At 43.1% G+C, this 15,632-nt stretch carries 10 protein-coding genes; 6 read left to right on the top strand and 4 right to left on the bottom strand.

The features are described from left to right. Nucleotides 1-6: 6 nt before the first annotated feature. The 3 genes from RH96_RS09700 to RH96_RS09690 all read left to right on the top strand — a co-directional run bounded on the left by RH96_RS09700 (nt 7) and on the right by RH96_RS09690 (nt 7,394). A complete protein-coding gene (locus RH96_RS09700) occupies nt 7-4,533 on the top strand; it encodes a UvrD-helicase domain-containing protein (RefSeq protein WP_010200460.1) in 4,527 nt (1,508 codons plus the stop codon). Between the two features lie 74 nt (nt 4,534-4,607). After that, the gene (gene recD, locus RH96_RS09695) at nt 4,608-6,818 is read left to right on the top strand and encodes an exodeoxyribonuclease V subunit alpha (RefSeq protein WP_010200458.1); all 2,211 of its coding nucleotides are present in this window, start codon (nt 4,608-4,610) and stop codon (nt 6,816-6,818) included. Nucleotides 6,819-6,872: 54 nt separating this feature from the next. After that, nucleotides 6,873-7,394 carry a MepB family protein gene (locus RH96_RS09690; RefSeq protein WP_010200457.1) on the top strand — a complete coding sequence of 174 codons (522 nt, stop codon included), beginning with the start codon at nt 6,873-6,875 and terminating at the stop codon, nt 7,392-7,394. Nucleotides 7,395-7,472: 78 nt separating this feature from the next. Here the strand turns inward: RH96_RS09690 and RH96_RS09685 are convergent, their stop codons facing one another. Next, nucleotides 7,473-8,036: a hypoxanthine-guanine phosphoribosyltransferase gene (locus tag RH96_RS09685; RefSeq protein WP_010200455.1), complete on the bottom strand. Its 564-nt coding sequence runs from the start codon at nt 8,034-8,036 to the stop codon at nt 7,473-7,475. A gap of 90 nt (nt 8,037-8,126) precedes the next feature. Beyond that, nucleotides 8,127-8,795 (bottom strand): hypothetical protein, encoded by a 669-nt coding sequence (locus RH96_RS09680; RefSeq protein ID WP_010200454.1) that lies wholly within the window; start codon nt 8,793-8,795, stop codon nt 8,127-8,129. A 313-nt stretch (nt 8,796-9,108) separates the two neighbouring features. Here RH96_RS09680 and RH96_RS09675 point away from each other — a divergent pair, with 313 nt between their 5' ends. From RH96_RS09675 to RH96_RS09665, 3 genes are all read left to right on the top strand, one after another. Next, the gene (locus RH96_RS09675) at nt 9,109-10,791 is read left to right on the top strand and encodes a carbon starvation protein A (protein WP_010200453.1); all 1,683 of its coding nucleotides are present in this window, start codon (nt 9,109-9,111) and stop codon (nt 10,789-10,791) included. 115 nt (nt 10,792-10,906) lie between these two features. Further along, nucleotides 10,907-11,200: a cory-CC-star protein gene (locus tag RH96_RS09670; protein ID WP_010200452.1), complete on the top strand. Its 294-nt coding sequence runs from the start codon at nt 10,907-10,909 to the stop codon at nt 11,198-11,200. 51 nt (nt 11,201-11,251) lie between these two features. Next, nucleotides 11,252-12,277 (top strand): ArsA family ATPase, encoded by a 1,026-nt coding sequence (locus RH96_RS09665; RefSeq protein WP_010200450.1) that lies wholly within the window; start codon nt 11,252-11,254, stop codon nt 12,275-12,277. Nucleotides 12,278-12,302: 25 nt separating this feature from the next. On the opposite strand, the gene RH96_RS09660 is transcribed toward RH96_RS09665, so the two are convergent. Together RH96_RS09660 and RH96_RS09655 are read right to left on the bottom strand one after the other, a co-directional pair. Further along, nucleotides 12,303-13,958 carry a DUF3482 domain-containing protein gene (locus RH96_RS09660; protein ID WP_010200448.1) on the bottom strand — a complete coding sequence of 552 codons (1,656 nt, stop codon included), beginning with the start codon at nt 13,956-13,958 and terminating at the stop codon, nt 12,303-12,305. A 66-nt stretch (nt 13,959-14,024) separates the two neighbouring features. Continuing rightward, entirely contained in the window at nt 14,025-15,389 is a 1,365-nt protein-coding gene (locus tag RH96_RS09655; RefSeq protein WP_010200446.1) for a DUF2868 domain-containing protein, read from the bottom strand. Nucleotides 15,390-15,632 lie beyond the last annotated feature (243 nt).

Here is a 15,632-nt window from a genome sequence, read left to right as displayed (position 1 = left end):
GCCTATATGACAGACTTTACCGACCCAACCAGTATCATTGACTTGTCTACACAACCGAATTTATTTGATGAATATTCAGATGAGCTGCCTTCGTCTGCTGTGCCTGAACGTAAAAATGATGTCATACCGGCAGTTGATGTTGATCTGACGGGTAAACACCTGATTGAAGCCTCAGCGGGCACGGGCAAAACTTGGACGTTGACCGGTATTGTATTGCGCCTACTGATCGAAGCGCGACGTGCACCAGAGCAAATCATTGCCACGACCTTTACTCGAGCCGCCGCTGCCGAAATGCGTCAGCGTATTCATGATCGTTTGGTAGATTTCTATCAATTATTACAATGGGTTAATAGCCTAAGTGCTGATACTAGCAACAAAGAGAGTCTCTATCCCAACATACTGCAAGTCATGCCTGAGGGTAATAAAGACGCACAAGCAGGCAGTAATTCAGACGTAGACGCAAACGTTGAGACAGATATTGACGAGTTAAATCAAGACCTTGCTGTTGATAAGCAAGCGGCGGCTGAGCAACGTAAACAAGCAAAGAAAGACCGCGAAGATTGGTTGGTTAATCAGGCCAAATATGTGCGCTTAGATGGCATTATGCAAGATCCTATTAACCTGCATCTCGTCGGTTATTTGCTAGATCACGTGTACAGCTATTCTATGATAGATGCCATTCGGCGTACGGCACTGGTACTAACCACATTGGATAAGCTATTTGTAGGCACGCTCGATAGCTTGGCGCAAAAATGGTTGACGGAGTACAGCAGCGAGACTGGTCACCAGCAGGGCATGGGGATTATTGAAGACAGCAGTATTGAACAGGTGACGGACAGTATTATCCATGATGAGCTGCGTCAGTTTCAGAGCCGCTTATACTATGAGCAGCCTAAGCTGTATGCATTAATGGATCAGCAAGGTAAGCTGACTGAGGTCGGCGATCATAAGAAATATGTGACTCGCTCGCTCAACTTTATCTCTGCACCGATTGATGAGATAAGGCATGAGAAAAGCTTTGATTTTGATGCCTATGACAAGCTAATCAACGAGTTTTCTCAGTTAGATTTAGCCGATATTCAGCCTTATTTAAATCCTGATTATAGAAAGTCTCAAGGCTTCAATGGACGTTCTAACTTATTTAAACAGTTTGATGCCATTATCGAGGTGCATCAAAAGATATCGGAATATCAGCTAGCATTTAATAGCTATTTGAATGAGAGCGAGAATAAGATTTTGACATCATTGCAGGATTCTAGATATCCAGATGAAGATGGCAAAATTAAGAACTTTAATAAGAATAAAGAAAAAGAGCATCAGACACTTTTTGAGCTAGAGACCATTAGCAAGTTAATGGCTCTCTTAGACATGCTAGACGGTTTAAATCAGCATATATTGTTGGTATTGGCCAATCTTAACCGCCATATTGTGCTTGCTGTGCGTAATAGACTGCCAGTTATTTTAGAAGAGCGTGGTGAGACGACCTTTAGTTTACAAATGGTACGCTTAAACCAAGCGCTAACTGGTCGCCAAGGAGATAAGCTGGCGCGTTATATTCGTCATCACTATCCTGTGGCATTGATTGATGAGTCGCAAGATATCAATGGCGAGCAAGCCATTATGATTGAAAGCATCTACTTGCCAAAGAATAAACGTAAACAGTCGGACAGTGATAAGCAAGCAACCACTAAAAAAGCCAATCATGAGTTTCTGTTATTGGTTGGTGATCCCAAACAGGCTATTTATGGGTTTCGCGGTGGCGATGTGGCCAACTACAACTACATGAAATCCCAGTTTGATAAAAGTGCTCTTTGGACGCTTGATATCAATCGCCGTTCGAATGCTGGTGTGATTAACGCATTGAACTGTTGGTTTGGTATGGCTAATGCAACAACTGCTGAGAATAAGCTGTCGCAGCTAGGTACTGGTATTCATTATCAACATATCAAAGCAGCAAAACCGGAATACGAGCTATCTTGGTTTAATGCGTCAGATAGCTTGGATGATGTACTGGTGACAGAAGTGCTTTCTGCTCAGCCAGTGAGCTTATTGCACCTGCCTTATGACAAGGAAAAAGAGTTTGACTACGATGAGCATGAAATAACAGCTCGCCATATAGCCACTTTACTCAGTAGTGGTCAGATGCTAAAGGGTAAGCCGATTCAACCGAGTGATATTGGGGTGCTAGCACGCGCTAAAAAAGACTTAAAACAAGTTGAAGATGAGCTAGTAAAACTCAATGTGCCGACCTTGACCACCAGTGATGTCAGCATATTTGAGACTATCATGGCAGAAGATGTGGCAGCATTACTGAGTGCTATGCTATATCCATATCGTCATGACATGATTAATCGGGTGTTGACCAGTCACCTATATGGGCTGAGTATCAAAAACATCAAAGCCATGATGACGGACCATGAGTCAGGCATTACTGAGGGCAGCAGTACAACAAGCTCCCATTCAAATAATTCTAATTTGAAAGACTTCTCAACTAATGAAGCTACTGATAATAAAAAGAGCTATCAAGACTTTATTACCTATTTAAAAGAAGGTGCACAGCGTTGGCAGCACTTTGGCATATTATCGGGGCTACATTATTTATTAGATAAAAGCCCTGTGCAACCACAAGGCGTTTGGCAGGCCCTAGCTGCTCATCCAGAAGGCGATCGCCATATCATGGACTTGCGTCATGTGATGGATATCTTGGCGCAGTATGGTCTAGGCATGGGTGAACATGAGCTACTAGCTTGGTTCAGGCAGCATATAGATGCAGCGCCTAATAGTGATTGGGCTAAGCAATATCCGCTACCGACAGAGTCTGGTGTGCAGCTAATGACCATTCATAAGTCAAAGGGGCTTGAGTTCCCTATTGTCTATGTATTGGGAATGGGTGATGCCAGTAGGAAGTCTGGTAATAAAGAAGACTATGGGCTGTATTTATACAACGCGCAACAAGCGCCTTCAGCGCTAGTGCGGCAGTCGATAGAAGTACAGCAGTCGCTAGATAGTCAATCGACGGGAAATCAGCGCCGCTTCTCACCATTGCAAGGCTCTGCCACGGTTGAGGGTTACTATACGGATATCGAAACACAAGAAGGTTTTGATGAGATAAGACGGCTTGGTTATGTGGCATTTACTCGGGCCAGTGAGCAGCTGTATGTTGTGCTGCGAGATCCGAGTAACAAGACAGGATTTGAGCTAAAGCCAGTGTTTTATTGGTTTGAATCGCCAGAAGCAAAATTTGAGCTACCTGATAGGCTCAAAGGCATTGTAGGTATACTTAGAGGTCATAAAGTTAATGAGTTTTATGACAATAATTACGCCAACTCAGCAGGCGTAAATGACAGTGCTCAGCTCGCTCTTACCAAGTCAAGTGCTCATAAGCCTGCCACAGAGACTATTGAGTATGCGCCTTTTGCAGAGGTTATGAAAACCAATTATTTTTATGGCTGGGCTAAGACCAGCTTTACCGCTTTGGCACGTCAGCTCGATGAATCTACACAAGCGATGGCGATAGTGGATGAGCGTATTGATGATGCGATAGACATTGATATGACAGAGTCTTCTGTTTCAGACCTCTCTTCACTGAATAGCAAAGAGTCTCTCGAACAAGACAGTGAACTAAGCCTCAAGTTAGAAGATGATATCCGCTTTACCTTTGTAAAAGGTGCCAATGCCGGTACGTTTTTACATGAGATATTTGAACAAATTGATTTCACCAATAAAGCCCAGTGGCCTCAGGTTATTGATAGAGCGATTAGTAGCTATCAGTTGCCGCTTATATATAGCAGTGCTGAACAACAGAGCCGCAGATCACAAGGCAAAAAACAAAGAAATAGCGATGGGCTTGATCTTGAGTCAATAGATATAACGAAGCATGAGGCGTTAATTAATTGGATTGAAGAGGTGCTACATGCGCCGCTATTATCTTCTAATCAATCCTTGATTTCTCTTGATAAAGGTAAGCGATTTGCTGAGTTAGAGTTCAATATGGGGTTATCAGAGAACTTCAAAGCCCAGGATATCAGTAGGCTTTTTCAACAGTATTTACCTGATGAGATAGATAAGCATGTCACTCTAGTTCCGCAAAACAAGGCACATCTATATCGTTATCTGCGTGGTGAGATTGACTTAGTGTATGAGCATGCTGGCAAGTATTATGTGGTCGATTATAAGAGCAACTTTTTAGGAAATAGCCTAAGCGATTATAATGAAAATACGCTCAAACAAGCAATGTCTAAAGCGGGGTATTGGCTACAAGCAGCGATTTATCAAGTGGCTTTACATCGGTTCCTTGCGATGAGAATCAGTGATTATACGGGTAACGAAGATAAATACTTAGGCGCTGTAGAGTACGTGTTCTTACGCGGTGTGTATGATCCAAATGCTAAAATCGCTGACACTACATCTCAAGATAATAATAAGCCTAGCAGTAACAACTCAGAGAAACATGGCTGCTATGGATTGGTCACTTGGGATATTCCCATCGACTTTATTAAAGGTTTAGACGCACTATTTGGCCTGCCAGATTAATAAACTTAATATGACAATTAAATGGGCAAACATTGTTATAACACTTAATCAGATCAAAAAGAGACAAGCACACGATGAGTAATAATAACAACAAGAGCAAGTCAGTCATTAGCTTACAAGAGAGTTGGGCCAGTAATCTCAGTGATTATATTTTGCTGCGTCGTCAGCAAACGCATGTAGCGTATAACGTGACAGATATAAAGGTAGAGACTGAGAGTAAACATATCGGTAAGACAGAGGATAACGGCTTATTTACGGCTTTATTCGTTATGTTGGCCACTCATTTGGAAGAGGGCCATACCGTATTGACCATTGAGGCAGCTGAGCATGACACGCCGCTACAAGGTCAAATCAATGGTGAGTTGGTCGCACTATATGCGTGGCAGCAAAACTTACTAGAGATGATGGCAACGCCGATACTCGCATTAATGGCCGCTCAAATAGATACGCCATCAAAAGATGACTCTTCAATTGAGCTGCCATTATTTGGCTCATTAGATACTTTGTTTAGTAAACGAGCTCAGCTATGGGCGCAGTTAGCACTTAGCAACCATGAAAAAGAGATGCTGGTCAAACGGTTTGATGCAATAGCTACGTTATATCAGCGTTTGAAAAATAGTGACTCAGTTGCTTTCGTTCATTCAATTCATGAGCACGCTTTATTTGCTAATGTTGATGCGAATAATGACAGTAATAAATATCAGAATAGCCTAAGCAAAAAAAAACCTATCGTATACCAAATGCAAAAAATCGAAACAGATAATGAAACAAAAATATCGCTCACCTTTTGGTTACACCGTGCTTGGCAAGCAGAGTTTAATTTAGCAAAAAATATCAACAATATCTTAAATCAGCAAGTAAGCCCTTTACAGATAGCAATGCCTGAAAACCTTCATAAGCACCAAGTGAAGGCAATCAATGTCGCTAATAATAATGCGTTTAGTATTATTACCGGTGGTCCAGGTACAGGTAAAACCTACACTGTTGCTCAGTTAGTCATCGCGTTGCAACAGGCGACAGAGAGTAGGGGCGATGATCTTGAGAACATTAGATTCAGTACGGACAGTGCCAGTCTGGCATTGGCAGCACCGACCGGTAAGGCTGCTCAGAGAATGCAGGAGTCTCTGCAGGCGGCTCTAGACGCGGCGAATGTTGAGCTACAGTTGCAAGAAGCAAAAACCATTCATCGCTTGTTAGGTATTGGTCGGACAGGCAGGCCTCGTTACAATGCTGATAACCCACTAGGGGAAGATATCATCATTGTTGATGAAGCATCCATGCTTGGGGTTGAGTTGGCCAATTATCTTGTGAGTGCGGTAAAACCGGGTGCAAGGCTGATACTATTAGGCGATGCGAATCAGCTAGCAGCGGTAGATGCAGGGGCTGTACTGGCTGATCTCTGTCGTATTCCACGACTACAAGCCATTCATGCAGAGCTAACCGAAAGTCGGCGATTTAGCGCAGAGTCCGGAATAGGAAAGCTTGCCTCTCAAATTAATAAAGTAGAGGTAGATACACAAGCCATTTGGAAGTTGTTAAGACAAGATGAAGCGTTGAGCTTTCAATATGTCAATACGCTGCAAACGGAGTCTATATTAGATAACCAAATAAAAAATAGCCTAAGCAATGAAAATTTATTATTAAATATTAGCAAAAATTACCATTCATACGTAAGTAAAATTCAAAATTTACTGGAAAATACAATAGAAAAATCCATGCCAGAGTCAGTAAAAAATACTATAACTCTATTAATGGCAATATTTAACCAGTTTAGAGTCTTAAGCGCTGGTCATAATGGTGAGTGGGGCGATCATTATATTAATAACTATCTCACCCAGTGGCATCTTGCTGAGCTAAAACTACCATTGGGTCAAAACACATGGTTCCATGGTCGACCTGTCATGGTCTTACAAAACAACTATGAATTGGGATTATTTAATGGTGATATTGGTTTTTGCTTGCAGACCAGCGATGATAGAAGCCGACTAGAAGTGTTCTTTGAAAATAAGGCACAGGGAATTGCTGTCAACTTACTAAATGAAGAAGTGATTGCCACCGCATATGCCATGACCATTCATAAGTCGCAGGGGTCTGAGTTTGATCATGTGGCTATTACTTTTGATAATAGTCATGCAAGATTATTGAGCAAAGAGCTTATCTATACAGCAGTGACTCGTGCTAAGAAACAAGTGACCATTTATAGTACCAAGCAAGCTTTCGAACGTGCTGTCAAAACACCGACTGAGCGCCATACAGGCTTGGCATTACAGTTTTCTAAGCTTTAATAGATAAGTATTACAGGACATGAAAGTACAAGATGTATAAAAGGAGGGTTAAAGTTGCATACCTTTGATAGTGTGCTAGATCATATCAATGAAATCATTTATGAGCCTCACCAATTCATTGTATCCTCGATTAAACAGGAGGTACAAAACTCGGAATACGCAGCAGGATTATTTACCTTATCCTCTCGGTCGGCTATTAAAACAGCTAGAGGTAGAGTGGCTAAGCAAACAACTACCAAAATAGGGCAGTTCGTTACCTTTTGGGAAAAGGACACCACAGGCATTAATCAACCTTTCCAATATGATCAATCACCAGACTTGTTAGTAATCACGACATTTAAAGACAATCATACATTTGGTCAGTTTGTTTTTCCGAAGCATGTCTTGCTTAAGCATAACATTCTTCAGTCTCATTTTACAAAAGGTAAGATGGGCATAAGGGTATATCCCAGCTGGGATAAGCCAACCAGTAATACGGCTTTAAAGACTCAGAATTGGCAGCTCAATTATTTCTTCACGGTTACTGATACAGGCATACTACCTACAGAAAATATACGAGCATTGTATGAGTTATAAAATCCAAGCAATAAAAAAGCATCCAATTTGGATGCTTTTTTAGAACTCAAATATTTTTAAGCATTCAAAGTATAAGACTTAAATTTTGCCTTCTTTGATTGCATAGATACCAGGCAGATGGCGCAAGTAGCCATGAAAATCCATACCACAACCATAAACATAACGGTCTGCAACATCAATACCCACAAAATCAACGTCAAACCCTTCAACTTTACGATCGTGTTGCTTATTGAGTAGGACGCAAGACTCGATAGACAATGGCTTTTCTTTACCCAGTTCTTCAACGATGGCTTTTAGAGTGATGCCTTCGTCAAAAATATCATCAATCAATAAAACGTGTTCGCCTTCGATGCTAACATCAGGCTTAAATTTCCAATCAAGCTCACTAGTACCTTCATTATCGCGATAGCGTGAGGCATGGATATAATGCATGCGATGATAGAAAGTCAGATGAGTAAGCAGTTGACCGGCTGGGATAAGACCACCGTTCATAACGACCATAACGATTGGGTTTAGGCCCGCATAATGTAAATTAAGCTGGGCGGCAAGGCGCTCATAAGCAGCGGCTACTTCGATACTGCTGATAAGGCACTCTGAGTTGCGTAGGGTTTTTTCAATTTCTTGATTACTAATTTGGGTCATGAGTTGCGCCTTGGATAAAAGTGCCGCCTATTTTAGCAAATTTTAGCAAATTTGCCCAACACTACCTTTTTAATAAAAATATAAATTTTATTATGATGGCTTTTTGACAATGAATGGACGGTAATAATTGGCCAAACGATTCAGCGACGTATCAGGTAGGTCAGGCAATAACTTGTTCAGCGCCATGCTCATTCCTTTATCAATGGCGGCTTTGGCAACTGGCACAGACTTACGTTTAATCATGCCAAGCTTCAGCGTTTCAGCAAAGCGACTGACAAAGTGGGTAAGCGTCTCTTCATTGACAGTTTCGAGTGCTGTTTTGAACTTCGCTCTATCCACATGCTCAGGTGTAATAGCGGCAAAACCTTCATCGATGGTTTTTGCATCTGAATCTGACAATTTGAAACCTATACGCTTGACGCCTTCATTGTCGATAAATGTGGCACGATCCCTTAGAAAATGAAAGCTAGGAAGCACTTCTTCATTGTTCTCTTTACCCAATAAAATATTGAGTAGAGTATCGGTGGCACGCTCAATCGTTACAACAATTTTTCGCATAGAGGCTTGACGCTCGGGATTAGGAATAATATCTACCAAGCCAACCAATAATTTATCTGTAAGGTCGCGAGCCGTCTGATGCGTAAGCGCATCGCGATAAGGGTAATAATCCACTTGCTCATTTGAAGCAATGACTTGCTCGGCCTCAATGATTAATGCTTTTAATTTATCTGAAGGTACGAATCCAAAATAATGTTCCATGATACTTCCTTTATTTGTTGTTTTTCATGTCTTACTAGCATTACATTTATCGTCAAATCGGTTATTATTTAAACAAAGTCTTTAATCTCAGGCTCATCACACGAGATGCGAATTAGTGAAATGCCCTAGTTATAAAATACATGACTTTTGGATGACTTTGTTGATTGGCAATAGTTTTACAAATTGCTAGGATTTACCTAAACGATAGGTGAGCTGAGTCAATCATCGCATACTAATTTAGCATATTTTTCATATTTTAATTCAAAAAGCTTGAACTTATAAGGCTACCGATACTTGTCTAGGGAGAGATAAGATGAATAGTGCTATTGTACTTGTATTCGCTGTGGCTGCTATGCTCTGCGGCTACGTGTTTTACTCAAAATTTATCGCCACCAAAATTTTAGCCTTGGACAACAGTCGTCCAACGCCTGCACATACAATGAAAGATGGGGTGGATTATGTGCCTACCAATAAGTATGTATTGTGGGGACATCATTTTACGTCAGTGGCAGGGGCAGCACCGATTATTGGTCCTGCAATTGCGGTTATTTGGGGCTGGGTGCCTGCCATCATTTGGGTGGTATTGGGTACTATTTTTATGGCTGGTGTGCATGATATGTCGGCCATTTGGGCGAGTATGCGCAATAGAGGCCAGTCGATTGGCTCTATCGCTGGTAATGTTATGGGCACACGTGTCCGTAGTTTGATGATGGTCGTTATTTTCTTATTATTACTAATGGTGAATGCTGTATTTGGTGTTGCTATTGCTAATATGATGATCAAAACCCCATCTGCTGTGTTACCAGTCTGGGGTGCCTTAGTGGTTGCCTTTATCATTGGACAGTGTATTTATCGCTACAAGATGAATTTGGTCTGGGTATCAATTATCGGAGTAAGTGCTCTATATGGGCTGATCTATCTTGGCCCTATGTTCCCTATTGTGTTACCTGAAACCGTCATGGGTTTACCTGATAACGCTGTCTGGATTCTTATTTTGTTTGGTTATGCGGCGGTCGCCTCATTATTACCTGTCTGGATGCTGTTGCAACCACGCGATTATATCAATGGCCTGCAGCTATTTGTCGGTTTGATTCTGCTGTATGCTGCTATTTTTATTGCTACGCCAAATATTGTCGCGCCCGCTATCAACACCGCGTTGCCAATTGGCACGCCGTCACTCATGCCATTGTTATTTGTGACAATTGCTTGTGGTGCGATATCAGGGTTCCACGGTCTAGTGGCAACTGGTACGACATCCAAGCAGATTGATAAAGAAGAAGACGTTCGTTTCGTTGGTTACTTCGGTGCGTTGGGTGAAGGTATGCTCGCACTCGGTGCAATTTTGGCGGCAACGTCAGGTTTTGCTACGCTTGGTGATTGGCAAGCGGTCTATCAAAAATTTGGCGATGGCTCTATTGGTGCTTTCATCGATGGCGGCGCGACCATCTTGAATGCTGGTGTTGGTATCGATATGGTGCTATCACAAACGATGTTGACAGTAATGGCTGCGCTATTCGCAGGTACTACAATGGATACTGGCGTACGTTTGCAACGTTATATCTTCCAAGAAGTTGGTGAGATTTACAAGTTGCCTGTACTGAATAAAAGTGTCGTCGCAACACTATTGGCTGTCGGAAGCTGCTTGCTATTGGCATTTGGTGCCGGTGGTATCGATGGTGCTGGTGGTATGATTATCTGGCCACTATTTGGTACGACTAACCAGTTAATGGCGGCACTAACACTCATGATTGTCACTGTTATTTTGTTACGTAAAGGCAAACCAGTCTGGTATACCTTAGCACCATTATCATTTTTACTAGTTATGACCGTATTTGCACTGCTGATTCAGCTCAAAACCTTCTTTACTGATGGCAATTGGCTGCTTATCATTATGGATATCATTATATTGGTGGCCACGATTTTAGTGACATTTGAGAGTCTATCGGTATTGCGTAAAGAGTGGTCGATACACAAGGGTAAAAGCGGCGACGCTTAAACGCTAAATCATACTGAATGTCTATCTAACAAAAAACGCTAGCAGCAATTGCTGGCGTTTTTTGTATCGGATAGGCATGATGGATTATAAGTATTAAATAAAATAAGAGGTCATTATGGACGACGAAAACACACCAAATGAGCTAGAAAACACCCAACCATGGTGGCAACGGTTTGTGGCTGGATTGAATGAGTTTTACCATGCGCCTTATCGACAGACGATGGCGCGCGCTGCTCGTGATGAAGAAGATTTTTTTATGTTGCTTATGTTTGCTGAGAGCTTGGGAATTGATAACCCAGCCAGCTTTTATACACTAGAGCTACAGCCATTGTTTTTAGAAAATTTCCACGAATGGCACACGCGTATGGGGATGGAGAGATGTCCCTTTGATCACGTTGGTTGCTGCTAAGAATTTGTTGATTATAAAAAATAAGTATTGATTGAATAACGAGATAAAAATATGGCATTACACCCTTTACATGGATTGGTAGAGCAGCTGGCGACGCAGCCGATTATATTTATCGGAGGGAAGGGCGGCGTGGGGAAAACCACCACTGCTGCTGCACTAGCCAGCTATTATGCAAGCCAGCAGCAAAAAACACTGATTGTTTCGACCGATCCAGCACATAGCTTGGGCGATGTGCTCAATATGCGTCTAAAGAACGAAAAAACCACGATATCGCCTTATCTAGATGCTATTGAGTTAAACCCTGACGTGATCATCGATGCGCACTTTGCTCAAGTTGAACGTACGATTAAATCCTATGCCAATCCAGATATGATGCCAAAAATTCGTGAGCATCTACGACTATCTAAGTCGGCACCTGGCGCCCAAGAAGCAGCGATGCTTGAATCCATGTGCCACCATTTAGTCGAGGCGGCACATGCTGGTTATGATCATATAATATTTGATACCGCGCCGACAGGTCATACCTTACGATTGCTGGTACTACCAGAGATGATGGGTGCATGGACGGATGGTCTACTGGCTCAGCAACGAAGGCAAGCCAAACTGCGCTCGGTAGCAACACATTTGGACAGTCACAATCAAAAGGGCGATCAAACAGACAGCCTCAAAAACGATGTTGCAAATCCATTTGCCGCAAAGAAATCTGATCGCTGGGAGCAAGCAGTATCGGTGCTGGAGAAACGTAAAGAGTTGTTTAGTCAGGCGGGAGCACTGCTACATGACCGTACCCAAACGGCGATCGTATTGGTTATGACCGCTGATGTCTTACCATTGGCTGAGACCAAACGTGCTATCGAACAGTTAGAAGACAGTAAGCTCACGCCAGCAGCGATAGTCATCAATCAGCTGATAACTCCCACACAGTCGGATGATTTCTGGCAGCGTCGGGCAGATAGGCAGCAGCAATTGATGCAAGATATAGAGAGAATTTTTACCAAGTATCCGCTATATCCAATTTATCTGCAGCAAACTGACGTACGCGGCACTGAAGCATTGAGTGCGCTGTTAAATGCATAGAGTACATAGATAGTTCGCTAGCAATTTATGACTCACGCTTATGTGATTGTAGCTTTCCTGACAGTGACCATGCCATGTCCAACCGTAAACTTTGGGCAAGCTCTGCTTTACCGCTGCTGAGCGATGACCATTGCGGTTTGCCCCGTGCTTTTTTTAGCTCGCTTGGTAGCTTATTCGTTGGCCATGGTGTCACGTTATTGTCTTCTCCAGACAGATCGTTACTGTCTTTATCACTTTTGTATAATAGCTGCGTGGCATCAGTCGCAGCGTGACCACGATGGCGTAGGGCAGTGAGTAAATCTATCGCACGAGTGGCGAGCAAGGTTAGGGTAGCAGGGTCAATGTATAAGCGTTTTACTCCAGTAATCCGGTCGGCGATGCTACTGGTATTTGATAATAGCCCACCTGCGATACCACCTATTGCCGCACCCAATCCCAACGTCGTGCCAAGTGCTGCCGCATCAATGCCCAATCCGAGCAGTGCACCAGCTGCCGCGCCCGATGTCGTACGAATGCCATAGCTTTTGAGCAATTCAGGGTCAAAAGGATCTTGCTGATACGCTTGTAACTCAAGCGGAGTCGCTGCTACCGCATTATCATAAAATTTATATAAATTAAGCAGATTGTGCTGCATCGCGCGCTCACTCTGCCTAACGGCTTCTTGCATTTGCTGCAATACTGGCATCGGGTCGTCATCATCGCTAATCTCACGCACGAAAGCGGCAACATTCAATAAAAAATCCGCAATGATGATATTAGCCTCATCGTATAGCTGTGCCCAGTCTTCTGTGCGTCTCTGCATGAGCTGTTCAAGCATCTCTGAATGGGTAAGCATGGTCGCAAGATTTTGCCACAAATGCATTTCATCTTCGAATTCAAAAGCGACTGAATCGAAGCGGGTAGAAATGTGCAGATTGCGTCTTGCCAGCATGGTCTGCCACTCATCAATATTGGCATTTTGGCTATCAGTGAAGTTGAACACCGGCATAACAGGTATCGCTGCCCACGATAAAATGGTGAGTTCATCCTTATATTTACCCAGTACTGGCTCACGCGCATCGACGACATAAACCGCCATATCACTTGCCAGCAATTGGCGGATAACTTTGGCTTCTTGGCTATAGTTCTCATTGCTACTTAATGCATCACCACCTTGAGCGATATCAGCTGCCAAAAATTGCTGTAGACGTTCAATACCATCGCGACGACTGGCGGTATTGTCCTCCAACCAATCCATCAATCCCGATGCGTCCTCTAGACCTGGTGTGTCATATAACGCCACCAATACTTCGCCGCTCTGACTATCGGTCAGTTGGGCGCGTTCGACATGGCGTGTCGTCGCGGCTTCGTTTTTGACTTCCCCAAAATACACGTCACGTAATAGGGTACGCAAAATAGAGGTCTTACCCGTATTGGTATGACCAACCACCGCCAATTTTAATGCCTCACCGCTGGCTATCGTAGTTTTCTTACTCTCGCGAGTTGTTGAATCTTCTGCTTCATAATTAGAACTGGTATTGATGGAAGTGGCGACGTCGGTTGTATGACTAGCACTGGTTTTATTAATATTAATAGGCTGGGTAGGTGCTGTCATTGAATTTTCTACGTTGATAGGCTCATCTTTTAGAGCCTTGTCGGCGAAGAGACCGACAGGCTCATTCTTTGTTTTATTATTATCCATCATCTGATCCCGTATTATATTTATTAGAGTCTGGTGAAAATTTGAAAAAGTTATTATCATTTTTTATTAAGCAGTATAAGTACTTACCAAGCCAATCTTTCGTGCTGATAGAGCTGTTTGCCATTGTTGATATCGCACATCTTGTTGCAAGGCGTCAGTAGTGTCAGGCGCATCATTAAGTAGCTGCACAATAAGCCCGTCTTTAGCATGCGCCGCAATTTGATCAAGCTTGCGTAGCGTGCCACGATCAGGCAGTGCTTTACTATGAATACCGAGCAATACTTGTACTGGATGGGTCTTTAGATACACGGTTAATCGATCCATATCATCACGGTCATCAACGATGCCGAAATTCTCTATCTCACTATTATTATCGGTATTGGCATCAAGACCTTTTTGCCACCAGTTATCTTGCTCTGAAGGATATTCCAGTAGCGCAACCAGCTTCTTGCCAGCGCTAACAGTTGCCTTTGGAGCGATAGGCGCCGCTACCTCCGTAAAATCGTCGGCATCAACCACATGACGCTGCCAGAAATTTAGGATTTTTTGATAATAAGGCAGCTTGATATCTAAGCGCATTTTTTTACGACGGAACATGAAGGCACAAAACGCCCACGCTATCGCCCGTGGCACGATACCATACATCAGCAAACTACCAATTAACAAGCTTGCCCATTGCCGCGCGACAGACAATGGCATGGCATCTGTCACCAGTCGACTCTGCACGATAGCGGCATTGTCAGGTACACCAAATCCGACCATACTGGGCAGCCAGCCAAGCACTTGGGTGAGGGTAATCAGTGCCTGATCGGATAGCAGCGTCGACTCCCAACTAAAGCTATACTGGCGCACAATCAATAAGAATATAATCGCAAAGAGCATACCGGTTAAGGTGGCAAGCCATAACTGATGACTAAAGCGACCCAGATACCAGCGCATACCACTGTGCTGTAATTGACGCTCGTACAAGTCAACCGCCGCTTGGGTGACATCGTCCTTACCACGGATAAGATAACTAGGGCTGACAAAACTGGCAAACCAGCTGGGCGACTGACGACCTTGGTTAAGCAAGGTCATGACCAGCCAACCAGCCAGCATAAGGGTATGAAACCCAAGCAAACAGACCAAGACATAAAAGAAATTGACGACATTGGCTTGTAGTAAGGTAAATAATCCTAAAAACCCCGAGATGCACCAGACCACACTCATGACTACCATGATGCCTTTGATGCGCCCATCAATCTTGCCCAATACTCGTGCCAGCGCGCCGTTACTATCGATACGTGAGGCACGGCGATGCAGTTTTTGGACGGGTTTTCCGTCCTCATTTTGCAGTTTTTCCGTGATGAGTAGCGGGTCAGTGGCAAAGACATGCTGCTGCGTCTCAAGCGTGCGTACCAGCTCAGTCAATTGATCTTGTGGTGAGAGCATAAGGTGATAATATCCGTATAAAAGCGTTCATTTAGAAGACAATTTTTGATTATTGTAGCGTATATATAATGACGATTACTGCTGTTATTTTGCAGCGTCATAAACCAATGCTAACTAAATGAGCCGTTATTAAGCATTTTTGTCATGGTAAAGGTGATAAAAATCAGCCAGAATGAATGATAGACAGGATAGTCATAACCATAAAGATAAGCCATATACTGGGCATGTCCTCATTTTAGAAAT

This window comes from Psychrobacter sp. PAMC 21119 (assembly GCF_000247495.1).
In the GTDB taxonomy this organism is placed as follows: domain Bacteria; phylum Pseudomonadota; class Gammaproteobacteria; order Pseudomonadales; family Moraxellaceae; genus Psychrobacter; species Psychrobacter glaciei.
Note: the sequence above shows the minus strand (reverse complement) of the source record. Positions and strands in the feature narration are given on the sequence as shown.

Bases quoted from the DNA above. Each gene is read 5' to 3' on its own strand.
- RH96_RS09700 (WP_010200460.1), top strand. From the start codon at position 7: ATGACAGACTTTACCGACCCAACCAGTATCATTGACTTGTCTACACAA.
- recD (WP_010200458.1), top strand. From the start codon at position 4,608: ATGAGTAATAATAACAACAAGAGCAAGTCAGTCATTAGCTTACAAGAG.
- RH96_RS09685 (WP_010200455.1), bottom strand. From the start codon at position 8,036: ATGACCCAAATTAGTAATCAAGAAATTGAAAAAACCCTACGCAACTCA.
- RH96_RS09680 (WP_010200454.1), bottom strand. From the start codon at position 8,795: ATGGAACATTATTTTGGATTCGTACCTTCAGATAAATTAAAAGCATTA.
- RH96_RS09675 (WP_010200453.1), top strand. From the start codon at position 9,109: ATGAATAGTGCTATTGTACTTGTATTCGCTGTGGCTGCTATGCTCTGC.
- RH96_RS09670 (WP_010200452.1), top strand. From the start codon at position 10,907: ATGGACGACGAAAACACACCAAATGAGCTAGAAAACACCCAACCATGG.
- RH96_RS09665 (WP_010200450.1), top strand. From the start codon at position 11,252: ATGGCATTACACCCTTTACATGGATTGGTAGAGCAGCTGGCGACGCAG.
- RH96_RS09660 (WP_010200448.1), bottom strand. From the start codon at position 13,958: ATGGATAATAATAAAACAAAGAATGAGCCTGTCGGTCTCTTCGCCGAC.
- RH96_RS09655 (WP_010200446.1), bottom strand. From the start codon at position 15,389: ATGCTCTCACCACAAGATCAATTGACTGAGCTGGTACGCACGCTTGAG.